Origin of the sequence: Rhizobacter sp. OV335, assembly GCF_900142965.1 — a bacterium.
Taxonomy (GTDB): Bacteria; Pseudomonadota; Gammaproteobacteria; order Burkholderiales; family Burkholderiaceae_C; genus Rhizobacter.
This window is the reverse complement of sequence record NZ_FRCQ01000028.1, coordinates 14,275-35,835: the sequence shown is the minus strand read 5'-3', so window position 1 is coordinate 35,835 and position 21,561 is coordinate 14,275. Positions and strand designations below refer to the sequence as shown.

The 21,561-nt window shown below is 69.3% G+C and carries 17 protein-coding genes; 9 read left to right on the top strand and 8 right to left on the bottom strand.

Features of this window, described 5'->3' with window-relative positions; genetic code table 11:
* Position 1 precedes the first annotated feature (1 nt).
* A complete protein-coding gene (locus tag BUE42_RS24430; protein ID WP_073467899.1) occupies positions 2–691 on the bottom strand; it encodes a P-loop NTPase family protein in 690 nt (229 codons plus the stop codon).
* Positions 692–927: 236 nt separating this feature from the next.
* Here BUE42_RS24430 and BUE42_RS24425 point away from each other — a divergent pair, with 236 nt between their 5' ends.
* On the top strand, positions 928–2,880 hold the full coding sequence (locus BUE42_RS24425; RefSeq protein WP_073467898.1) for a PhoX family protein: 1,953 nt from the start codon (positions 928–930) through the stop codon (positions 2,878–2,880).
* A gap of 122 nt (positions 2,881–3,002) precedes the next feature.
* Here the strand turns inward: BUE42_RS24425 and BUE42_RS24420 are convergent, their stop codons facing one another.
* Together BUE42_RS24420 and polA are read right to left on the bottom strand one after the other, a co-directional pair.
* Positions 3,003–4,550, bottom strand: a complete 1,548-nt coding sequence (locus tag BUE42_RS24420; RefSeq protein ID WP_073467897.1) for a Fic family protein — start codon at positions 4,548–4,550, stop codon at positions 3,003–3,005.
* 18 nt (positions 4,551–4,568) lie between these two features.
* Positions 4,569–7,397: a DNA polymerase I gene (gene polA / locus BUE42_RS24415; RefSeq protein WP_073467896.1), complete on the bottom strand. Its 2,829-nt coding sequence runs from the start codon at positions 7,395–7,397 to the stop codon at positions 4,569–4,571.
* Between the two features lie 127 nt (positions 7,398–7,524).
* On the opposite strand from polA, the gene BUE42_RS24410 reads away from it, so the two are divergent.
* The 5 genes from BUE42_RS24410 to BUE42_RS24390 are packed head-to-tail and all read left to right on the top strand — an operon-like array spanning position 7,525 to position 11,329.
* Positions 7,525–8,391: a DNA ligase gene (locus BUE42_RS24410; protein WP_083614508.1), complete on the top strand. Its 867-nt coding sequence runs from the start codon at positions 7,525–7,527 to the stop codon at positions 8,389–8,391.
* A 57-nt stretch (positions 8,392–8,448) separates the two neighbouring features.
* Positions 8,449–8,784: a hypothetical protein gene (locus BUE42_RS24405; protein ID WP_143171724.1), complete on the top strand. Its 336-nt coding sequence runs from the start codon at positions 8,449–8,451 to the stop codon at positions 8,782–8,784.
* Positions 8,785–8,792: 8 nt separating this feature from the next.
* The gene (locus BUE42_RS24400) at positions 8,793–9,752 is read left to right on the top strand and encodes a homoserine kinase (RefSeq protein ID WP_073467893.1); all 960 of its coding nucleotides are present in this window, start codon (positions 8,793–8,795) and stop codon (positions 9,750–9,752) included.
* A gap of 3 nt (positions 9,753–9,755) precedes the next feature.
* Entirely contained in the window at positions 9,756–10,565 is an 810-nt protein-coding gene (locus tag BUE42_RS24395) for a BPSS1780 family membrane protein (RefSeq protein ID WP_073467892.1), read from the top strand.
* A complete protein-coding gene (locus BUE42_RS24390; RefSeq protein ID WP_073467891.1) occupies positions 10,562–11,329 on the top strand; it encodes an SDR family oxidoreductase in 768 nt (255 codons plus the stop codon). Before BUE42_RS24395 ends, BUE42_RS24390 begins: the two co-directional genes overlap by 4 nt.
* Before the next feature lie 58 nt (positions 11,330–11,387).
* Here BUE42_RS24390 and BUE42_RS24385 read toward each other — a convergent pair whose 3' ends face one another.
* Positions 11,388–14,270: a GH92 family glycosyl hydrolase gene (locus BUE42_RS24385; RefSeq protein ID WP_073467890.1), complete on the bottom strand. Its 2,883-nt coding sequence runs from the start codon at positions 14,268–14,270 to the stop codon at positions 11,388–11,390.
* Positions 14,271–14,695: 425 nt separating this feature from the next.
* Positions 14,696–16,099 (bottom strand): argininosuccinate lyase, encoded by a 1,404-nt coding sequence (gene argH, locus BUE42_RS24380; RefSeq protein ID WP_073467889.1) that lies wholly within the window; start codon positions 16,097–16,099, stop codon positions 14,696–14,698.
* Positions 16,100–16,233: 134 nt separating this feature from the next.
* On the opposite strand from argH, the gene BUE42_RS24375 reads away from it, so the two are divergent.
* The 3 genes from BUE42_RS24375 to BUE42_RS24365 are packed head-to-tail and all read left to right on the top strand — an operon-like array spanning position 16,234 to position 19,531.
* Complete coding sequence (locus BUE42_RS24375) at positions 16,234–17,376, top strand: sensor histidine kinase (protein WP_073467888.1); 1,143 nt, start codon at positions 16,234–16,236, stop codon at positions 17,374–17,376.
* A complete protein-coding gene (locus BUE42_RS24370; protein WP_235002580.1) occupies positions 17,373–18,182 on the top strand; it encodes a LytR/AlgR family response regulator transcription factor in 810 nt (269 codons plus the stop codon). Before BUE42_RS24375 ends, BUE42_RS24370 begins: the two co-directional genes overlap by 4 nt.
* Entirely contained in the window at positions 18,179–19,531 is a 1,353-nt protein-coding gene (locus tag BUE42_RS24365) for a hypothetical protein (protein ID WP_073467887.1), read from the top strand. Before BUE42_RS24370 ends, BUE42_RS24365 begins: the two co-directional genes overlap by 4 nt.
* Positions 19,532–19,544: 13 nt before the next feature.
* On the opposite strand, the gene BUE42_RS24360 is transcribed toward BUE42_RS24365, so the two are convergent.
* The 3 genes from BUE42_RS24360 to BUE42_RS24350 all read right to left on the bottom strand — a co-directional run bounded on the left by BUE42_RS24360 (position 19,545) and on the right by BUE42_RS24350 (position 21,462).
* Entirely contained in the window at positions 19,545–20,384 is an 840-nt protein-coding gene (locus BUE42_RS24360) for a dioxygenase family protein (RefSeq protein ID WP_073467886.1), read from the bottom strand.
* A gap of 115 nt (positions 20,385–20,499) precedes the next feature.
* Positions 20,500–20,742 carry a tautomerase family protein gene (locus BUE42_RS24355; protein WP_073467885.1) on the bottom strand — a complete coding sequence of 81 codons (243 nt, stop codon included), beginning with the start codon at positions 20,740–20,742 and terminating at the stop codon, positions 20,500–20,502.
* Positions 20,743–20,748: 6 nt separating this feature from the next.
* Positions 20,749–21,462 (bottom strand): SDR family NAD(P)-dependent oxidoreductase, encoded by a 714-nt coding sequence (locus tag BUE42_RS24350; protein WP_073467884.1) that lies wholly within the window; start codon positions 21,460–21,462, stop codon positions 20,749–20,751.
* Between the last annotated feature and the right edge of the window lie 99 nt (positions 21,463–21,561).

The window sequence follows — 21,561 nt, the reverse complement described above, 5'->3', positions numbered from 1 at the left end:
ATCAGACCTCGACGTCGTCGATTTCGCGATAGACGTCGCGCATCCACATCTTCAGGCGCTGGCGGTCCATCAACCCCAGCGTCGCATCGCCGTCGCCTTCGCGCGCGTTCCAGAAGCTGATGCTGGCCGCATCGATCTTCTGGATCACGGTGTCGTGCAGCTTGCGCATCGTCACCACCTTGGCGCCGAACGACAGCGCGCGCGCCTGCTCGCCCGACTGCTCCAACACCGAGAAGTCGCTGCCGCGGATGTGGTTGCGCACCAGCACGTACTTGAAGCTCGGACCGAACCGGTCGAGCAGCTTCTTCAGCAGGTCGACCGAATCCTTGCCGGCGTCCATCACGTGCCAGTAGTGGACCTGCGAGTTCGTTTCGTCCAGCAGGTTCAGCACGCCCGATTCGTCCATCCAGCGCACCAGCGGGTCGTGCGTCTGCGCGGCCAGGTCGACCAGCACGCGGCGGTCGGGCTGGTCGACGGCGGCCTCGACGATCGCGTCCAGCGCCTCGTAGCGGTCGACCAGCACCGGCGACGCGTAGCCGGCATAGAAGCGCATCAGCGCACCGTGCGAACGGTCGGTGTCGAAGCCGAGGAAGGGCATCTGCCGGTCGATCAGGTACTGCGCCAGCACCCGTGCCATCAGCGACTTGCCGACGCCGCCCTTTTCGCCGCCGATGAAGTGGATCTTGCTCATGCCAAGGCTTCTCCCGTGGATGGTGTTGGTGGTGATCGGGCGACAGTATGAACGCAAGCGCGCAACCGGCCTTCCGACGCGGCCGCCGAGGTGTTTCGAGGCGTCATGGTCCCGTCATGCGCTTGTCACGCCACTTTCATCCGGCCTGCTTAACCTGCCGCACGCCAAGACACACCTCGACACGACCCGCCACGCGCGGTGACGTGCCTTCTCTCCTCACTCTCCAAGGAAGCCAGATGAGCCACCCAACCGTCGACGCACGTCGCCGTCTCCTGAAGCTGTTGTCCGGGGCCCCGTTGCTGCCGATGACGAGTTCCACCGCATTCGCCGGCCTGCTGGCCGCCTGCGGTGGTGGTGACGACGGCCCCGCCCCGACGCCGGCCGCCACCGTGACCTCGGTCGAGTTCACCGCGATGGCCGCGCCGACGAAGGCCGAGCCGGCCGCGATGGCCGCCACCACCGTCGGCTCCAAGCTGGTCGCCACCTACAGCGACGGCAGCAAGCAGACCTTCGCGCTGAAGTACGAGCCCTTCTTCGTCACCGGCGACATGGTGCCGGACGGCAAGGGCGGCACCATCCTCGCCGGCGGCTACGTCAACATGGCCGGCGAGAAGATCATGGACAACTCGGTAGCCGGCAAGGAGCGCCAGTTCTTCTCCGACTCGCCGGACGGCAGCTCGCTGCTGACCGTGCCGAACCCGACCGTGCCTGGCATCAAGGGCAAGGCGGTGTTCGCCGTCGTGCAGTTCGAATACACCACGGCCGGGCAGGACCTCGTCAGCACCTACGGCACGCTGCCGTCGCCGATCGCGGTGCTGACGCTCGACCAGGACCAGACCACCGGCAAGCTGACGCTGGTGAAGTACCACAACGTCGACACCTCGTCGGTGCACGGCCTGTGGATCACCTGCGGCGCGAGCCTGTCGCCGTGGGGCACGCACCTGTCGAGCGAGGAGTACGAGCCCGATGCGCCGTTCGCCAGCACGACCGCGCAGTTCCTCGCGTTCAGCAAGAACGCCTTCGGCGATGCCACCAAGGCCAACCCGTACCACTACGGCCACCTGCCCGAAGTGACGGTGAACCCGGACGGCACCGGCAGCATCAAGAAGCACTACTGCCTGGGCCGCATCTCGCACGAGCTGATCCAGGTGATGCCCGACCAGCGCACCGCGATCATGGGTGACGACTACACGAACGGCGGCTTCTTCATGTTCGTCGCCGACAAGGCGAAGGACCTGTCGGCAGGCACGCTGTACGTCGCCAAGGTGGGTGCCGGCTTCTCGATCGACCCGGCCGCCGCGGGCGCGCCGCTGACCTGGATCAAGCTCGGCCACGCGACCAGTGCCGAGATCGAGAACCTGGCCAACACGCTGAAGCCGGCCGACATCATGGCCGTCAGCAAGACCGATCCGCTTGACGCGAGCTACACGAAGATCTTCTGCGACGGCAAGGCCAACTGGGTCAAGCTGGTGCCGGGGATGGAAAAGGCTGCGGCCTTCCTGGAGACGCACCGCTACGCCAACCTGGCCGGCGCGAGCATGGTCTTCACGAAGATGGAAGGCACGACCGTCAACGCGAAGGACAAGATCGGCTACTCGGCGCTGCAGAACATCCAGGCCTCGATGGTGAAGGGCGATGCGGCCTGGCGCGAAGAGATGGGCGTGAGCCTGGACAAGAAGCTGGTGGCTGGCGGCGTCATGGCGCACACGCTGACCGGCGGCCAGAAGGACACCGCAGGCGCGGCGATCGACAGCGAGTGGGTGCCGGTGCAGACCAAGGCGCTGCTGGTGGGCGAGGACATCGCGGCCGACGGGCTGGGCAACCTGTCCAACCCCGACAAGATCGGCAACCCGGACAACATCAAGTTCTCCGAGAAGATGCGCACGCTGTTCATCGGCGAGGACAGCGCCACGCACGTCAACAACTTCCTGTGGGCCTACAACGTCGACACGAAGAAGCTGTCGCGCGTCCTGTCGGTGCCGGCGGGCGGCGAATCGACCGGCCTGCATGCGGTCGACGACATCAACGGCTGGACCTACATCATGAGCAACTTCCAGCACGCCGGTGAGTGGATCAAGGGCGTGCACGACCTCGTGAAGGGGGACCTGGAGCCGCTCGTGAAGGCGAACTACAAGGACAAGTTCGGCGCGGCCGTCGGCTACCTGACGGGGCTGCCCGAACTCGGTTGATTCGGCTGATCAGGGAGGAACCGGCCGCGCAGGCGGCTGGTGCTGGCCAGAAGAGGGAAGGGGCCGCGGGCGTGATGTCCGCGGCCCCTTTTTTTTCTTTCGCGAAATCGCGGCCGGTTCGCTCAGCTCGGCGCCGAAGCGCTCTTTGCGCGCTGGCCGGCGTCGGTCAGACGGTATCGTTGATTGCTGCTGCGTGGTGTCGCGGGCAAGGTCATTTCCACCGCGCCGCCTGCCAGCGCCGGCAGAAGGTAGGCCTTGCGGAAGTGCTCCGCATCCTTCAGCCCGAGGGCTTGTTGAAGCTCCTGGCGCGAGAGCTCCCCGTCCAGCACGTGCAACAGCCGGCGCACTTCCGGGGTGACTTCCGGGGTGACTTCCGGGGTGACTTCCGGGGAGCCGGTTTCACCCCTCGGCGACACGAGTGCACCGGCGTGCACCGGCAACCGGATGACGAAGGCCGCGCGGCTCTCGTCGGTTTCGAACAATGGCGCCGGCGAGCCGTTGGCGGCCATGACCTTCAGGATCTTGGGGATGCCGGTGGCTCGGCCTTCCGTGAGGTCCAGCTCCTTGAGGAACTCGCCGATGCGCCGGTTGCGGTAGCGCCGGCTCACCGCACGCCCAGCCTGCAAGTCGGCCAACGCGATCGAGCGGTCGGGACCGGGGTAGCTCACGATGACCAGCTCGTCGGGACTGATGCGGACCTCGATGGGATCACGCTCCTCGTACGAGCGGTGATACACCGCGTTCGCGAGTGCTTCTTCCAAGGCGGCATAGGGGAAGTTCCAGAAGCGCTCGGCTTCGGCACGTTGCGGGTGCTTCACCACCGTTTCGTGCAGGTGATTGCGCTGGACATAGCCCAGCGCTTCGCGCGCCATGCGGCCGAGCGGGCCGGTGAAGGTCCGTTCCTCGAATCGGTCGCCCCCGGCGCCATCTGGAAACCACAGCACGTCGATCTGCGTCCCGGGGAACCAGCGCTCCGGATGCTCGTTGAAGAAGAGAAGACCCACGTTCTTCGGCCATGGCGTCTCGCTGGTGCCGCCCACCACATTCATCTGCCGTCCCAGTGCTTCGAGGGTCAAGGCGGGTGCCGTGCCTGCCAGGTCGCTGCCCACCTCGTCGAGGAATTCGACCATGAGCTTGTGCGACAGCTCGTTCATTCGCGCCGCCTGGTGGAAGCGATCGTCGAAGGGCACCCTCGCCGCCAAGCTCAGCAGTTCCTGCTCGTCATGGCCCTTGGCTTCGACGGTGCTGCCGTAGCGGCGGATGTAGTAGTGCGGGACCTTGACCTTCGCGGTCACGTTGGCCGGTGCCTTGTATGGCCTGTTCTGGCCGCCGGGGGCCCACAGCACCATGAGCTTGCGGCCTTGCACTTCCTCCACGCTCAGCAGCGGAAAGTACGGCGGCTGGATCAGCTGGCACGCGGCCAGCAGCTCCTGCTGGATCTTGTCGATCTGGTGGTCGGCCACGCCGACCGGCGGGAACACCGGCTGTCCGTCCGCGTCGCAATCCTGCCCGATCACCACATAGCCACCACCCAGGTTCGCGAAGTCGTTGGCGAAAGCGCAGATCGTGCGCAGCGTGGCATCGGGATTCCAACCGGCCTTGTACTCGATGCGCTCGCCTTCGATCGTGCGTTGGTGCAGCAGGTCCTTCAGGTTGATCGGGAGCGGCATGGGCATGGACGGTGAGTGTCAGTGCGCCTGGTCCCAGTTCCGTCCGATCCCCACTTCCGCCACCAGCGGCACCTTCAGCTGCGCCACGCCGGCCATCAGCCTCGGCACCGCGGCCTTCACCCAGTCGAGCTCGGCTTCCGGCACCTCCAGCACCAGTTCGTCGTGCACCTGCATCACGAGCTTGGTCGCGCGCTGCTCGGCGAGCAGCGCGTTCTGCACCGCGACCATCGCGAGCTTGATCAGGTCGGCGGCCGTGCCCTGCATCGGCGCATTGATCGCCTGCCGCTCGGCGCCGGCGCGCCGCGGGCCGCTGCCGCCGTTGATCTCGGGCAGGTAGATGCGGCGGCCGAACAGCGTCTCGACATAGCCCTTGTCCTTGGCTGACGCCCGCGTCTCGTCCATGTAGGCCTTCACGCTCGGGTAGCGCGCGAAGTAGCGCTCGATGTAGCTGGTCGCCGCGCTGCGCTCGATGCCCAGGCTCGACGCCAGCCCGAACGCACCCATGCCGTAGATCAGCCCGAAGTTGATCGTCTTCGCATAGCGCCGCTGCTCGCTCGTGACCGCCGCCGGCTCGGTGCCGAACACCTCGGCCGCGGTCGCGCGGTGCACGTCCATGCCCTCGGCGAAGGCCTTCAGCAGGCTCGCGTCGCCGCTGATGTCGGCCATGATGCGCAGCTCGATCTGCGAATAGTCGGCGCTCAGGATCACATGCCCCGGCGGCGCGATGAAGGCCTCGCGCACGCGCCGGCCTTCGGGCGTGCGGATCGGGATGTTCTGCAGGTTCGGGTCGGTGCTCGCGAGCCGCCCGGTCACCGCCACCGCCTGCGCATAGTTCGTGTGCACGCGGTGCGTCTCGGGGTTCACCATCAGCGGCAGCTTGTCGGTGTAGGTGCCCTTCAGCTTCGCGAGGCTGCGGTGCTCCAGCAGCTTGGCCGGCAGCGGGTAGTCCTCGGCCAGCTTGTCCAGCACTTCTTCGTCGGTGCTGGGCGCGCCGCTGGCGGTCTTCTTGATCACCGGCAGCCCCAGCTTGGTGAACAGGATCTCGCCGATCTGCTTCGGCGAGCCCATGTTGAACGGCTGCCCCGCCAGCTCGTGCGCTTCCTGCTCCAGCGCCACCATGCGCTCGCCCAGCTGCTGGCTCTGCGCCGACAGCACCAGCGCGTCGATCAGCACGCCGTTGCGCTCGATCTGCTGCAGCGCGATCGCCGTCGGCATCTCGATCTCCTGGTAGACGCGCAGCAGCCCCGGCTCGGCCTGGAGCTGCGGCCACAGTGCCTGGTGCACCTGCAGCGTCATCTCGCTGTCCTCGCCGGAGTAGCGCGCCGCGCGCTCCACCTCGACCTGCGCGAACGGGATCTGGTTCACGCCCTTGCCGCACAGGTCTTCATAGCTGAGCCCCTTGCGGCCCAGGTGGCGCTCGGCGAGGCTTTCCAGGCTGTGCGGGCGGTGCGCTTCCAGCACGTAGCTCTGCAGCAGCGTGTCGTGCACGAAGCCGCGTGCCATCACGCCGGCGTTCTGCAGCACGTGGAGGTCGTACTTGATGTTCTGGCCGAGCTTCGGGGCGGCGGCGTCTTCCAGCCACGGCTTCAGGCGTGCCAGCACCGCGTCGATCGGCAGTTGCTCCGGCGCGCCGGCGTAGTTGTGGCGCAGCGGCACGTAGGCCGCCTCGCCCGGCTGCACCGCGAACGAGACGCCGACCAGCTGCGCGCGCATCGGGTCGAGCGAATCGGTCTCGGTGTCGAACGCCGCGAGCGGCGCGGCCTGCAGGCGCGCGATCCAGGCGTCGAGCGCCTCGAGGCTGGTGATGGTGTCGTAGCGGCCGTCGCAGGCCGCTTCGGTCGGTGTGTCGGCGGCGGGTTCGTCGGGAGCGCCGTCGCCGAACATGTCGGTGGTGCCGTTGTCGGCCGGCGGCCTCGGTGGCTTGGCCGCCTTCACCGGCGCGGGCGGCGGCGCGGCCACCGCCGCCTCGAGTTCGCGCTTCCAGCTCTTGAAGCCGTAGCGGCCGTAGAAGTCGAGCAGCGCGGCGTTGTCGGTCGGCTTCAGCGCCAGCCCGTCCAGATCCGGCCAGCCGGCCAGGTGCTCGGCCAGTTCGCAGTCGTCGCGCACCGTCACCAGCTTGCGGCCCGTCGGCAGCCAGTCGAGTGCCTTGCGCAGGTTCTCGCCGGCGACGCCCTTGATGCTGGCCGCGGCGTCCATCACGCCCTGCAGCGAGCCGTATTCGGCGATCCACTTCGCGGCGGTCTTCGGGCCGACCTTCTCGACGCCCGGCACGTTGTCGACGGTGTCGCCCATCAGCGTCAGGTAGTCGACGATGCGGTCCGGCGGCACGCCGAACTTGGCCATCACGCCCGGCACGTCGAGCTTCTCGCTGCTCATCGTGTTGATCAGCGACACGCGCTCGTTGACGAGCTGGGCCAGGTCCTTGTCGCCGGTGGAGATCACGACGCGGTGGCCGCGTTCGGCCGCCACCCGCGCCAGCGTGCCGATCACGTCGTCGGCCTCGACGCCGGGCACCATCAGCACCGGCCAGCCGAGCAGCTTCACCACCTCGTGGATCGGCTCGATCTGCTGCACCAGCGGCTCGGGCATCGGCGCGCGCTGGGCCTTGTACTCGGGGTACCAGTCGTCGCGGAAGGTCTTGCCCTTGGCATCGAACACGCAGGCCGCGTGCCCGGCCTTCACGTCGATCAGGGCGCGCTTGAGCATGGCGACCATGCCGTGCAGCGCGCCGGTCGGGAAGCCTTCGGCGCTGCGCAGGTCGGGCAGCGCGTGGTAGGCGCGGTAGAGGTAGCTGGAGCCGTCGACCAGCAGCAGCGTGCCGGCGTCGTTGGGAAGGGTGTCGTCCATCGGGCGATTGTGGCGGAAGCTTCGGACGGCGATGTCAGCAGCCGTCGGTTGCGCTGTCTGCAGATCCGTCTGCAAATTCTCTGCACGATGCTTGGGTATACCGGCGGCTCCACCGGGAGAAAACCAGATGCAGCCCACTGCCGTCGCACTTGCCGTGCTTGTCGCTTCGTTGTCCACCAGCCTGCCGATGGAGGCCGCAGCGCAACAGCGCATGTCCGCGGGGCCGCCGGCGGTGATGCTGGCCCAGCCGTACCGCGCCGGCGCCTTTCAGCCGGCCGTTCACTGGGTCAGCGAAAAATACGACGGCGTGCGCGGCTGGTGGGATGGCGAGCGCCTGCTGACGCGCCACGGCCACCCGATCCGCGTGCCGGCCTGGTTCACGGCGGGCTGGCCGAAGCGCGCGATGGATGGCGAGCTGTGGGCCGGTCGGGGCCGCTTCACCGCAGCCGCATCGGCGGTGGCGGCCGAGGTGCCTGACGACGCCGCGTGGCGCGAGATGCGCTTCATGGTGTTCGACCTGCCGGACGAGCCGTCCGATTTCGACCACCGCCGGGCCGCGATCCTGCCGCTGGTGCGCCATGTCGGCACGCCGTGGATCGAGGCGGTGGTGCACGGCCGCGCGGCCGATGAGGGCGAGCTGCTGAAGCTGATGCGCCGCGTCGTGTCGGTCAACGGCGAAGGCCTGGTGCTGCACCGGGGCGATGCGCTGTATGTGCGCGACCGCAGCGATGCCTTGCTGAAGCTGAAGCCGCAGGATGATGCCGAGGCGCGGGTCGTCGGCCACCTGCCGGGCGAAGGCAAGTACGCCGGCCAGGTCGGTGCGCTGCTGGTCGAGCTGCCCGATGGCCGGCGCTTCCGGCTCGGCAGCGGGCTGAAGGATGCAGACCGCCGCCAGCCGCCGCCGATCGGCGCGACCGTGACCTACCGCTACCGCGGGTTCCACGAAAGCGGGCTGCCGCGTTTCGCGACCTTCCTGCGGGTGCGCCCCGACTGAGCGAGGCGTTGACCCTGGGGGGCGCCGCGCCCGGCAGCGCTGCCTACAATGCGCCCCATGAAGCTGCTGCCCGTGCTGGCCTGCCTGGCCTTGTCGACCGCCCCCGCCCTCCATGCCGAACCCGTTCCGGCGCCGAAGCCGATCCCGGCCCCGGTCGAGGACTTCGACACCGGCGAGCCGCGGGTCGACCACCTGGTCCACGAGGACGAAGGCACGCGCATCGAGGAGTTGCGCGTGCGCGGCGAGGTCAAGCGCATCGTCGTCAAGACCAAGGCGCCGCTGAAGGGCGAGTACGAGATCCTGCCCGACAACGCGGCCAAGGGCGTGCCGCAGGCGCCGAACGGCTCGCGCGGCGTCGCCGGCCAGCGGGTCTGGCAGGTCCTCGCCTTCTGAGCGGAACGATGGCCGTCTTCACCGAGGTTTCGTTCGACGCCGCCGCCGCGCTGGTGGCCCGCCTGCAGATCGGCGAGCTGAGCACGCTGAAAGGCATCGCCGCCGGCATCGAGAACACCAACTACTTCGCCGACACCACGCAGGGCCGCTACGTGCTGACGGTGTTCGAGCGCCTGAGCTTCGAGCAGCTGCCGTTCTACCTGCACCTGATGAAGCACCTGGCGCGGCACGGCATCGCGGTGCCCGAGCCGCAGGCCGATGCGGCCGGCGAGATCCTGCACCAGCTCGACGGCAAGCCGGCCGCGCTGGTCGACCGGCTGCGCGGCAGCCACCAACTCGCGCCGGACGAATTGCACTGCCGCAGCGTCGGCGCGGCGATGGCGCGGATGCACCTGGCCGGCGCCGACTACCCTCGCCAGCAGCCCAACCTGCGCGGCCTGGCCTGGTGGACCGAGACGGTGCCGGTGGTGCTGCCCTTCCTGACCGACGCGCAGCGCGCGCTGATCGAGACCGAGCTCGCGTTCCAGCAACAAGTGGCGGCGTCGCCGGCGTACGCGGCGCTGCCGCGCGGGCCGATCCATGCCGACCTGTTCCGCGACAACGTGATGTTCGAGGGCCACGCGCTGACCGGCTTCTTCGACTTCTATTTCGCCGGTGTCGACGCATTGCTGTTCGACATCGCGGTGTGCCTGAACGACTGGTGCATCGACCTCGACACCGGCCGCCTCGCCGAAGACCGCGCGCTCGCGTTCGTCGAGGCGTATGACGCGGTGCGGCCGCTCGGCTCCAGCGAGCGGCGGCTGATGCCGGCGCTGCTGCGCGCCGCTGCGCTGCGCTTCTGGATCTCCCGCCTGTGGGACCTGCACCTGCCGCGCGATGCGTCGGTGCTGAAGGCCCATGACCCCACCCACTTCGAGCGCGTGTTGCGCCAGCGCGTCGAGAACGCGTGGCATCCCGCGATGGGCTGAACGATGAAATTCCAGCATGTTCCCGCCAGCCGCGGCGCCCTGTGGGTGCGCCAGGGCCTGGCCGCTTTCGCGACGCGGCCGCTCGCGTTTTCCGGCCTGCTCGGCCTGTCGCTGTTCGCGAGCTTCGCACTCGCGTTCATTCCGGTGCTCGGGCCATTCCTGCTGCTGGGGATGTTCCCGCTGCTGTCGCTGGGCTTCATGATCGCCACGCGCATGACGCTGGCCGGCCAGGTGCCGCTGCCGACCGTCTTCATCGCGCCGCTGCGGGGCGACCGGCAGCGCCGCCGCGCGCAGCTGTGGCTGTATGCCGGCTACGCGCTGGCGGCCTTCCTGATCTGGCTGCTGACGTACACGATTGCCGGCGCGCGCGTGATCGAGCTGCAGCAACTGCTGTACAGCGCCGGCACCACGCCCGAGATGATCGACGCGCGCCTGTCCGACGGCCACCTGCAGCTCGGCATGCTGGTGCTGTTCGTGCTGAGTTCGGTGCTGAGCGTGGTGTGGTGGCATGCGCCGGGGCTGGTGCACTGGGGTGGCATGAGTGCGTCGAAGTCGCTGTTCTTCAGCCTGGTCGCGTGCTGGCGCAACCGCGGCGCGTTCGCCATCTACATGCTGGTGTGGTTCGGCGCGGTGCTGGCGGCCGTCATCCTGGTGAGCCTCGTGTCGTCGCTGCTCGGCCAGGTCGAGATCGGCAAGGTGCTGATGCTGCCGGTCTGGCTGATGGTCATGAGCGCCTTCTACGCATCGTTGTTCTTCACTTTCGCCGACAGCTTCGAGCTGGAGTCGGCGGACATCGGGAGCCCGCCGCCATGAATGCCGCCACTGCACCGTCGAAGATCGCCCTCGTCACCGGGGCCGGCACCGGCATCGGCCGCGCCTGTGCGCTGGCGCTGCTGCGCGAAGGCTGGGGCGTGGTGCTGGCCGGCCGCCGTGCCGAGCCGTTGCAGCAGACGCTGGCCGAGGCCGGCGAGCGGGCCGCGAATGCGTTGGCGGTGCCCACCGATGTCGGCGACCCGGCGTCGGTGAAGGCCTTGTTCGCGGCGACCCGCGAGCGCTTCGGCAGGCTCGACCTGCTGTTCAACAACGCCGGCGCCGGCACGCCGGCGATGCCGTTGGAGGACCTGACGTACGAGCAGTGGAAGGCGGTGGTCGACGTGAACCTGACGGGTGCCTTCTTGTGCACGCAGGAGGCGTTCCGCCTGATGAAGGCGCAGACGCCGCAGGGCGGGCGCATCGTCAACAACGGCTCGATCTCGGCGCACGCGCCGCGGCCGTTCTCGGCGCCGTACACGGCCACCAAGCACGCGATCAGCGGTCTCACGAAGGCCACGTCGCTGGACGGGCGGGCGTTCAACATCGCGGTCGGCCAGATCGACATCGGCAATGCGGCCACCGACATGACCGAGCGCATGGCGCGCGGCGTGCCGCAGGCCAACGGCAGCACGATGGTGGAGCCGCGGATGGATGTGCAGCACGTGGCCAATGCGCTGCTGCACATGGCCAGTCTGCCGCTGGAGGCCAATGTGTTGACCATGACGGTCATGGCGACGCAGATGCCGTTTGTCGGGCGCGGCTGACTGACCGCGGGCATTGCCGGGGCGGGACCCGGCAGCGGCCTCACGCAGTGAACAAGCCTCAGGGCGTGATCGAGAGATCGTCGATCGTGCCGCTGAACCCGCCGGTCGCACCGGCCTGTTCATAGCCGACCGTGATCCGCACGACCGTCTTGCCGGCCAGCGCGCCCAGCTGTGCCTGCACGTTGTTCCACACATCGTTCTGCAGGAAACCGCCCAGCCCCTGCTGCTGCGGATGCAGCGGCACCCCATTCTGGTCGACCACGGCCGATTCGCGCAGGCTGCTGCCGTCGTCGAACAGCAGGTCGATCGCGACGAAGCGGCTGTTCGGCTGGCTGCTGTCGGGAAAGATCCAGTACGACAGCGTCGTGCTCGCCGTCACCGGGATGTTCACGTCGAACACCCGGTTGTAGGCATACGCCAGTGTCGCGTCGGTGGCGCTGCCCGCATAGCGCAGTGCCGCCGCACCGCTGTGCAGCGCGCCGATGCGGCGCGTCGAGGTTTCCATCCGGCCGGTGCCCGCCTGCGCCTGCGGCGCGTCGATCCAGTCGGGCTGCTGCAGCAGGTCGTCGAAGCTGGTCGAGAACGAGGTGGACGGCGTCGATGCGCGCGGCACGTCGAACGACGGCGGCGCATCCTCGGGCGCGCTGCCCCAGGCGGGCGTGGGCGGCACCGCGCCCAGCACCACGTCGAACACCGTGTCGCCCGCCAACCGCTCCAGCGGCAGCCAGGTGCGGGTGGAGGGCAGGCTGTCGATCGCCATGGTGCCGATGTAGGTGCCTGCCGCGCCGGCGTTCTCGGCATTGATCGTCAGCGTGCGGCCGTTGCCCATGCGCACCTCGGCGTGCGGGAACAGCGGGCTGCCGACGACGAAGCCGCCGACGCCCGGGATCTCCGGATACAGCCCGAGCGCGCCCCAGACGTACCAGGCCGACAGCGAGCCCAGGTCGTCGGTGCCCATGAGCCCTTCGGGCCGGTTCGCATACTGCTCGTTCAGGATCCGGCGGACCACCGCCTGCGATTTCGCGGGCGCCCCGGCGAACGCATAGGCCCAGGGCGTGCCTTGCTCGATCGCCTCGGACAGCGTCGCCTGCAGGCCGTTGCCGCTGTTCAGTTGCTGGAAATGGGTGTCCAGCCGGGCGATCGCAGCGGCATTGCCGCCGAGGCGGTCGATCAGGCCGCGCAGGTTCTGCGGCACCATGAAGGTGTACATCGCCGAGGTGTAGTTGCCGAAGGCGCCGTTGCCGGCGCCCGGGTTGAACGGCATCACGAACGTGCCGTTCGCGCTGCGCTGCTGGGTGTAGCCGGAGCTCGACAGCATCGCTTTCCAGGCCTGGGCACGCGTCAGGTAGAGATCGCGTTTGGCGAGGTCGCCGAGCGCACCGGCGAACTGGCCGATCGCGGCATCGGCCAGTGCGTACTCCAGCGTGTTGCCGACCGCGCCCAGCGGCCCGCTGGAGATGTAGCCTTGGTCCAGGTACTGGGACAGCGACGGCCGCGTTTCGCAATCGCGCGAGCGCAGGTTGACGGTGTTGGCGCCGCGCTCCATCACCGCCAGTGCCGCCGCGGTGTCGAAGGCGGTCGCGCCGAAGGCATGCATGTTGGCGACGATCACTGCACCCGGGTCGCCGTACATCATGCAGGTGTCGGCGTTGGCGGTAGGCCAGCGCGGGAAGCCGGCATTGCTGGCCTGTGCATCCGCCACCAGCGACTGCGCCATGTCGCTGCCCTGCTTCGGCGCGAGCCAGGCCACCAGCTGCATCTGCGCGCGGGAGGTGTCCCAGCCGGAGAAGGTGGCGTACTTGTCCCAGCCGTCGGTCGTGTGGACGGCGTTGTCGAAGCCGATGTACTCGTTGTTGACGTCGCTGAACAGCGTCGGGTGCAGCAGCGAGTGGTACAGCGCGGTGGTGAACTTGACCTCGTCGTCGCGCTTGCCGTTGCTCACGATCCGCACCCGGCCGAGCATCTCGGCCCAGTTGGCGCCGGCTTTGCCGCGCATGCTGTCGAAGTCGGTGAGCAGTTCCGCCTGCAGGTTCAGCCGCGCGTTGGCGATGCTGACGTACGAGACCGCGATGCGCAGTTCGACCGGGGCGCCGGGTGCGAAGCTGACCCAGCCGCCTGTCTGCGGGACGCGTGCGGTGCTGCGCGAACCGGCGCTGACGGTTGCTCCCCGGTAGGTGCCGAAGCTGGTATAGGGCCGGTTGAAGCGGCCATGGAAGTAGATCGCGTAGTGGCCGCGACCGCAGACGCCGGTGTTTTCGACGACGCCTTCGACGCCGTCGCTGCCGACCAGCTGCAGCTGCGCGTTGGAACCGGGGACGGCATTGCGGCCGACGTTGAAGATCAGGTTCGGGTTCGCACCGGCCGGGAAGGTGAAGCGGCCGATGCCGCCGCGGCGGGCGACGGTCAGTTCGGAGCTGACCTGGCTGGTGGTCGTCACGCGGTAGAAGCCCGGCGAGGTCTGCTCGGCGCCGTGCGAGAACGTGGACTGGTAGCGGGTGATGTCGGTTGCAGGCGAGGTGGTGATCGTGCCGGGATAGGGCAGGATCGAGACGTCCTGGTGCACCGGGCAACCGGTGCCGCTCGCGTGCGTCAGGCTGAAGCCCTGGATCACGTTCTTCGCGTAGTTGAAGCCGCCGTTGGCGTTGGGTTCGCCGTAGCCGGTGTCGGGGCTGAACTGAACCATGCCGAAGGGCAGGGCGGCGCCGGGGTAGGTGCTGCCGGACAGGCTGCCGCTCGGGCGGTCCTGCGGGTTGGGAAAGCCGATGCCGGTGCCGATGTAGGGGTTCACCAGCGTCAGCGGATCGAGCCAGGCCGGCGCCGAGGCGGCCGGATCGGTGGCTGCCGCTCGTTCGGTGAGTGATGCTGACGGCGAATCAGGCGAACTGCCGCCTCCGCAGGCGGCCAGCAGCACGCTGGTCGTGAGCGCGATGAGCTTCTTCATGGACTCCCTCCTGGTGTGGTGCGGGGAGTTTAGGGGGAGGTGATTTCACTGCGTGGCATTGCCGGGTCTCGCCCCGGCGGGCGAGTCACTTTCATTTGCCTTGCCAAATGAAAGTAACCAAAGCAAAGGCGCTTGAATACAACACCATACGGTTCGTTCTACACGCTGCGGACAACACTGCCACGCCGCTGCACATCGTCCGTTGATTGGGATTGTTGCCCTCCCGCCTCCACGCGCCTCGCTTCGCATCGGGGCTACGGTTCAACAATCCCAATCAAGGTTGGATTGCCAACGGCGTGGCAGTGTTGTCCGCAGCGTGTAGAACGAACCGTATGGTGTTGCATTCAGGCTCTTTGCTTTGGTTACTTTCATTTGAGCCCCAAATGAAAGTGACTCGCCCGCCGGGGCGAGACCCGGCAGCAGCCTCACGCAGTGAAAAGCCGCTTCCGATGTCGGGCGAGCTGCGCACGAACCTGATCGGGTGCAGTCCCCCCCAGCACGTTCCGTGCATTCAACGACCCGCGCAGCGTCAGCACGTCAAAGACGTCCTCGCCGATCGCCGCATGAAACCCCTGCAGCACATCCAGCGGCAGATCCCCAAGATCCCGCTCTTCGCTCAGCGCGAACTTCACCGCATGCGCCACCACCTCGTGCGCATCCCGGAACGGCAGGCCCTTCTTCACCAGGTAGTCGGCCAGGTCGGTCGCGGTCGCATACCCCTTCAGCGCCGCCCGCTCCATCGCCTCGGGCTTCACGACGATGCCGGCCACCATCTCGGCCATGATGCGCAGCGTGTCGCGCACCGTGTCGACCGAGTCGAACAACGGCTCCTTGTCTTCCTGGTTGTCCTTGTTGTACGTCAGCGGCTGACCCTTCATCAGCGTCAGCAGGCCCATCAGGTGGCCGACCACGCGGCCGCTCTTGCCGCGTGCCAGCTCGGCCACGTCAGGGTTGCGCTTCTGCGGCATGATCGACGAGCCGGTGCAGTAGCGGTCGGCCAGGTTGATGAAGCCGAAGTTCTGGCTCATCCACAGCACGATCTCTTCGGCCAGGCGCGACACATGCATCATCGTGATGCTCGCGAACGACGCGAACTCGATCGCGAAATCGCGGTCGCTCACCGCATCGAGGCTGTTCTGGCACACAGCGTCGAAACCCAGCGTCTTCGCGACCCGCTCGCGGTCCAGCGGGTAGCTGGTGCCCGCCAGCGCCGCCGCCCCCAACGGCAGCACGTTCACCCGCTTGCGCACGTCGGCCAGGCGCTCGGCGTCGCGGGCGAACATCTCCACATAGGCCAGCAGGTGGTGCGCAAAGCTCACCGGCTGCGCGACCTGCATGTGCGTGAAACCCGGCAGGATGGTCTCGACATGCCGCTCCGCCACGCCCACCAGCGCCTGCTGCATCGCCGCCAGCAGCGGCAGCAGCGCATCGATCTCGTCGCGCAGCCACAGCCGCACGTCGGTCGCCACCTGGTCGTTGCGCGAGCGGCCGGTGTGCAGCCGCTTCCCGGCATCGCCCACCAGCTGCGTCAGCCGGGCTTCGATGTTGAGGTGCACGTCTTCCAGGTCGAGCTTCCAGTCGAAGGCGCCGGACTCGATCTCCTGCGTGATCTGCGCCATGCCGCGCCGGATGTCGGCCAGGTCCTGCGCCGCGATCACCGACTGCGCCGCCAGCATCTCGGCATGCGCCAGGCTGCCGGCGATGTCGGCCTTCCAGAGGCGCTTGTCGAAGCTCACGCTGGAGGTGTAACGCTTGACCAGGTCGCTCATCGGCTCGGAGAACAGGGCCGACCAGGCTTCGGATTTCTTGTCGAGTTGATTGGCGGACATCGTCGGGGCGCTCGGAACGGGGCGTCGTGTAACGCTTGGTAGGCCCGGTTGCCCGGCGGCGCCAGTTGGCGACAATGCGCTGGTGGCCGCAGGAACCGGGGAAGCCCGGGATTCTATTAGGCCACTAGCCCGCCATGCCCGAACCCCACGCGCCTACCTCTGCCTTTGCCCCCACGCCCAGCCGCCCGGCGCCGCTGTGGTCCGAGTCCACCCGCCCCGGCGGCGACCAGCGCGAGCGCGGCAGCAGCATCTTCAATTCCACCAACTTCGACGCGGTGCCGCTCGCACGCCAGCCGCTCGGGCCGGTGTCGGCCTTCGACGTCTGCCATGTCGGCGTCGTGCTGCGCGCGCTGTTCTTCGTGCACGCCGTCGTCGCGATCGGTGTCACCTTCGCCTCGCCCACGCGGGCCGCCTGGCTGAACCTGCTCGGCCAGGGCACCGGCGTTGCGCTGCCGGCGGTGCTGCTGTGGCTGGTGTCGGTGTGCCTGCTGAAGCGGCCGCTCGCCCGGCTGCCGGTGGCCGGCCAGTGGGTCGCCGCGGTGGCCCTCGGCGGCATCAGCGGCGCATTCGGCTGGGCGCTGCTGGTGGCGGTCGACATCCGCCTGCAGGAGACCGTGCACCTGGCCGCGCCGATGCTGGCCGGCGCCGGGCTGGCCGCCGCGCTCTTCTACTGGCTCACGCTGCGCGCCCGCGCCCGGCTGCCGGCCGACACCGCGGCGCGCCTGGCCGAGCTGCAGTCGCGCATCCGCCCGCATTTCCTGTTCAACACGCTCAACACCGCGATCGCGCTGGCGCGGCTCGATCCGGCCCGCACCGAGCACCTGCTCGAAGACCTGGCCGAGCTGTTCCGCGTCGCGTTGAGCGCGACCGACGAATCGGTCAGCCTGGCCGAAGAGGTCGCGCTCGCGCAGCGCTACCTGGCGATCGAGCAGATCCGCTTCGGCGACCGCCTGCAGCTCAGCTGGGACCTCGACGAAGACGCCGGTGCCGCGCGCGTGCCGCCGCTGCTGCTGCAGCCGCTGGTCGAGAACGCGGTGCGCCACGGCGTCGAGCCCTCGCCCGACGGCGGCGTGATCCGCATCCGCACTCGCGTCAAGCGCGCCCATGCGGTGGTCAGCATCGCGAACACCGTGCCGCGCTCCGGTTCCCGCCCCGGCAACGGCATGGCGCTGCGCAACGTGCGCGAGCGCCTGAAGCTGATGCACGACGTCGCCGCGCAGTTCGAGACCCAGCTCGAGCGCGACGTGTTCCGCGTCCAGATCGTGGTGCCGCTGTGAGCAGCAACGACCCCTCCACCGTGCCCGTGCTGCGCGTGCTGCTGGTCGACGACGAGCCGCTCGCGCGGCTGCGCCTGCGCGGCCTGGTGGGCGATTGCGCCGAGCCGCGCGCCGAGGTGGTCGGCGAGGCCGGCAACGCCCAGCAGGCGCTCGACTGGCTGGCCGCGAACGCCTGCGACCTGCTGCTGCTCGACATCCACATGCCCGGCCCCGATGGGCGCCAGCTGGCCGCGCAGCTGCGCCGCCGCAGCGACCCGCCGGCCATCGTGTTCGTCACCGCGCATGCCGAACATGCGCTGCAGGCCTTCGAGCTCGATGCCGCCGACTACCTGACCAAGCCGGTGCGCCGCGAGCGCCTGCAGGCGGCGCTGCAGCGCGTCGCGCAGCGGCTGGCGCCGCGTGCTGCGCCGGCCCCAGCGCTGGCGCCGGCGCTGGCGGACGACGAACCGGTGATCCTGGTGAACGACCTGGGCCGCAAGCTGCGCGTGCCGGTTTCTGAAGTGCTGTACCTGAAAGCGGAGTTGAAGTACGTGACCCTGCGAACCGCCACCCACACCCATGTGCTCGATGACGCACTGACCGACCTGGAGCAGCGCCTGGGCGACCGCTTCCTGCGCATCCACCGCAATGCGCTGGTCGCCCGGCGCGCGCTGCGCGCGCTGGAGCGGCGCACGCTGCCCGGCGAAGACGGCGAAGAGCCGACCGAAGGCTGGGTGGTGCGCGTCGCGCCGGTCGACGACTGGCTGGTCGTGTCGCGCCGGCAGGTCGCGGCCGTCAAGGAAGCCATTGCCGAGGGTGGCGTATGACGCCGCCGAGCAACGCGACGCGGGCGACGGTCGGGTTCGCGGTGGTCGCGCTGTTGCTGGCGCTGGTCTGGCAGGGCACGCCGGACGCGCCTGCGGTGCCGCATGACCCGGTGGTGGTCGAGGCGATTGAACCCGCAGCCTCCGCGCCACTGATCCCGATGCCCGGCCCGCCGTTGATCGAAGGCTTCGCCGCCTTGTATGGCGAGGCCGCCTCGGCGGCGGCCGCCGCCAGCGCGCCGCTTGCGGCCGACGAGATCGAGGTGTGCGGCATCGGCCGCGTGAAGGCCAAGGGCGGCCAGCCGCTCGACCGCTCGCTGTTCACGACGGCCGGTGACGCAGCGCACCGGCGCCTGGTCGCCGCGCTGGCGCAACAGCCGGACGAACTGGCGCGCGCCACCGCGCTGCTGCTGCAGCGCGACGACGGCCCGTCGCACGCCAATGCGCCGCAGGCCTGCGAAGGCGCCGACTGCAGCGCGCCGGCCGAGCCGCAAGAATCCGACCCGCAGCGCCAGGCGCGCGTCGGTGCCAACGCCTCGCAGCGCGATGCGCTCGCGCAGATGGCCGTCGCGACGCGCTCGCCGGCCGTCTACACGCTGGCCTGGCGCGCCTGCCGGGCCAACCCCGGCGGCGCCTGCCAGATGCTGTCGACGCGCCAGCTCGCGACGCTCGACCCGACCAATGCCGACGCCTGGCTGGAAGTCGCCTCCGAGGCCGACCAGCGCGGCGAGACCGGCCTCGTCGACGAGGCCTTGTACCGCGCGTCGAAGGCGAGCACCGCCGACCTGCGCTGGGGCCAGGTCAGCGCGCTCGCGCTGCGCAGCCTGCCGCCGGGCACGCCGGCCATCGAACGCCGCGCCGTGATGGAGCGCGCGGCCGGCATCGAGTCGGCGCTGGCGATGCCCGGGCTGAAGACGCTGATGCAGCACTGCGATGCGACGGCGGTGCGCGACGGCAACCGCCTGCAGGTGTGCGCCGACCTGGCCGAGCTGATGGCCAGGCGCTCGACCTCGCTGCTCGACATGGCCATCGGCCAGGCGCTGGGTGCGCGCGTCGGCTGGCCGTCCGAGCGCCTGCAGGCCTTGCGCCTGGAGCGCGATGCGATGTCGCAGGCGATGAAGCCGATGGCGATCGCGACCGGCACCGAATGGTCCTGCGCCCAGATCGAGCGTGAGACCAAGTGGGCGCTCGACCGCGGCCAGTTCGGCGAGATCGGCGCGGCGCGCATGCTGATCGCCCGCACCGGGCAGAACGTCGCCGCGCTGGCCAGGCAGTACAACGACGACCGGGCCGCCGCATCGGCCCGCGCGGCGAGCAGCCCGGCCTCGGGCGTCGTCGCGCTCGCGCCCTGAAGGCCTGGCGCCGTCAGGCGGCCAGCTGCTGCTTCAGCGTCGCGGCGGCCGGGCCGAACGCATAGGCGTCCATCCCCAGGCAACCGTAGGTCACCGCGTCATGCAGCCGCTGCGGCGCATGCATGCGGCCGCCGGCGCCGGCCGCGACGTACCACGGCAGCAGGTGCTCGTCGGTCGGGTGCATGTCGACCGCGGCGGGCGCTTGCCGGCGGTAGTCGAACAGCGCGTCCCAGTCGCGTGCGGCGCTGCGCTCGAGCATCCAGCGGCGGAAGCCCGCGCTCTCGGCCACCTCGACCGCGTCGACCGCCGGCCGGCCGCCGCTGACGACGCGGCGCAGGTTGTGCGTGATGCTGCCGGTGCCCATCACCAGCACGCCGTCGTCGGCCAGCGAGGCCAGCAGCTCGCCGAGCGCGAACTGCTGCGCCGGCGGCAGGTTGGGCACCCACGCGAGCGGCAGCACCGGGATGTCGGCCTGCGGCCGCATGAAGCGCAGCATGCTCCAGATGCCGTGGTCCAGCCCGCCTTCGTCGCTGAGGTGCACCGGCAGGCCGGCCGCGCGCAGCCGCGCCTCGACCTGGGTCGCCAGCTCGGGCGCGCCGGGCGGGCTGTATTGCAGCTGGTACAGCGCATCGGGGAAGCCGCCGAAGTCGTGCACCGCCTGGTGGGTGGCCGCGCCCAGCAGCACCGGCTCGCGGGCGACGCTGTGCGCCGAGACGGCGAGGATGGCCTTCGGGCGCGGGTAGTGGGCGTCGAGTGTCGCGCCCAGGCGCTGCAGGAACGGGCCGGTGGTGCCGGGTTCCAGCGCCATCATCGGCGAGCCGTGGGACAGGAAGATCGAGGGCAGGGTGTTCATGCCACAAATTACAGCACCCTGCGTGCCCGGCCGCGTTCGCCGGATTTGCACGCAGGGTTCAGGGCGCTTGTTCGCCGGGCAGAGGGCCGAGCGCCGGGCCGCCCCAAGCCGGCCCTCATCCCCCCGGGGGATCGGCCGGCGTACCCGCCGGTCGAGGGGCTGTCATCCGGCGCCGCTCGGTGACGGTACGCCCCGCCACGCCCCAGTTGTCGGTCTCGACCTCGTCGATGATCACGAAGGTCGTCGCCGGGTCCTTGCCCAGCACGCGGACCACCATCTCGGTGGCTTCGGCGATCAGCTGCTGCTTCTGCTGCTGCGTGACGCCTTCACGGGTGACTTCGATGCGGATGTACGGCATGGCGGCTCACCAGTGCCCGGCGGACTGCCCGCCGTCGACGTGCAGGATCTCGCCCGTCACGAACGCCGCCTTCTCGAGGAACAGCACCGCGTCGACGATGTCGCTCATCTCGCCCATGCGGCCCACCGGGTGCAGGCCGGCGAGCGCGGCATGGTTCTCCGGCGGGTGCATCGGCGTCTTGATGATGCCGGGCGACACCGCGTTGACGCGGATGCCGCGCGACGCGTACTCGATCGCCAGCGCCCGGGTCGCGGCGTTCAGCCCGCCCTTGGTGATCGACGCCAGCACGGCCGGCACGCCGTTGATCGGCTGGTCGACGATGCTGGTCGTGATCTGCACGATGTGGCCCGAGCCCTGCGCTTCCATCCGCGCCACCGCGCGCTGCGTCACGTGGAAGAAGCCGGCCAGGTTGGTCGCGATGTTGGCCGACCAGTCGTCGGCGGTGAACTGCGTGAACGGCTTGGCCGTGAAGATGCCGGCGTTGTTGACCAGCGTGTCGATGCGGCCGAAGCGGTCGACGCCGTCGCGGAAGATGCGCTCGGCGGTCGCAGGGTCGGCGATGTCGCCGGCGACCGCGAGGATCCCGGGGTCGTCGCTCGTGCGGATCGAGCGCGAGTTGGCGACCACGCGGAAGCCGGCCTCGCGGTAGGCCTGGACCAGCGCGGCGCCGATGCCGCTGGACGCGCCGGTGATGACGGCGACCTTGGGTTCGTGTTTCATGGTGAATGGCTCCTGCAGACAGAGTGGAAAGGACAGGGCTTCACTCTAGGAACCAGGCCTCTTCGGATAAAGACGGTTCGCTTAACATCTGGCGCTACA

What these genes read in the sequence shown, in the direction of transcription:
- BUE42_RS24375 (WP_073467888.1), top strand. Translation starts at nt 16,234, where the DNA reads ATGCCCGAACCCCACGCGCCTACCTCTGCCTTTGCCCCCACGCCCAGC.
- BUE42_RS24390 (WP_073467891.1), top strand. Translation starts at nt 10,562, where the DNA reads ATGAATGCCGCCACTGCACCGTCGAAGATCGCCCTCGTCACCGGGGCC.
- BUE42_RS24355 (WP_073467885.1), bottom strand. Translation starts at nt 20,742, where the DNA reads ATGCCGTACATCCGCATCGAAGTCACCCGTGAAGGCGTCACGCAGCAG.
- BUE42_RS24405 (WP_143171724.1), top strand. Translation starts at nt 8,449, where the DNA reads ATGAAGCTGCTGCCCGTGCTGGCCTGCCTGGCCTTGTCGACCGCCCCC.
- BUE42_RS24385 (WP_073467890.1), bottom strand. Translation starts at nt 14,270, where the DNA reads ATGAAGAAGCTCATCGCGCTCACGACCAGCGTGCTGCTGGCCGCCTGC.
- BUE42_RS24420 (WP_073467897.1), bottom strand. Translation starts at nt 4,550, where the DNA reads ATGCCGCTCCCGATCAACCTGAAGGACCTGCTGCACCAACGCACGATC.
- BUE42_RS24430 (WP_073467899.1), bottom strand. Translation starts at nt 691, where the DNA reads ATGAGCAAGATCCACTTCATCGGCGGCGAAAAGGGCGGCGTCGGCAAG.
- BUE42_RS24425 (WP_073467898.1), top strand. Translation starts at nt 928, where the DNA reads ATGAGCCACCCAACCGTCGACGCACGTCGCCGTCTCCTGAAGCTGTTG.
- BUE42_RS24365 (WP_073467887.1), top strand. Translation starts at nt 18,179, where the DNA reads ATGACGCCGCCGAGCAACGCGACGCGGGCGACGGTCGGGTTCGCGGTG.
- BUE42_RS24350 (WP_073467884.1), bottom strand. Translation starts at nt 21,462, where the DNA reads ATGAAACACGAACCCAAGGTCGCCGTCATCACCGGCGCGTCCAGCGGC.
- polA (WP_073467896.1), bottom strand. Translation starts at nt 7,397, where the DNA reads ATGGACGACACCCTTCCCAACGACGCCGGCACGCTGCTGCTGGTCGAC.
- argH (WP_073467889.1), bottom strand. Translation starts at nt 16,099, where the DNA reads ATGTCCGCCAATCAACTCGACAAGAAATCCGAAGCCTGGTCGGCCCTG.
- BUE42_RS24400 (WP_073467893.1), top strand. Translation starts at nt 8,793, where the DNA reads ATGGCCGTCTTCACCGAGGTTTCGTTCGACGCCGCCGCCGCGCTGGTG.
- BUE42_RS24360 (WP_073467886.1), bottom strand. Translation starts at nt 20,384, where the DNA reads ATGAACACCCTGCCCTCGATCTTCCTGTCCCACGGCTCGCCGATGATG.
- BUE42_RS24395 (WP_073467892.1), top strand. Translation starts at nt 9,756, where the DNA reads ATGAAATTCCAGCATGTTCCCGCCAGCCGCGGCGCCCTGTGGGTGCGC.
- BUE42_RS24410 (WP_083614508.1), top strand. Translation starts at nt 7,525, where the DNA reads ATGCAGCCCACTGCCGTCGCACTTGCCGTGCTTGTCGCTTCGTTGTCC.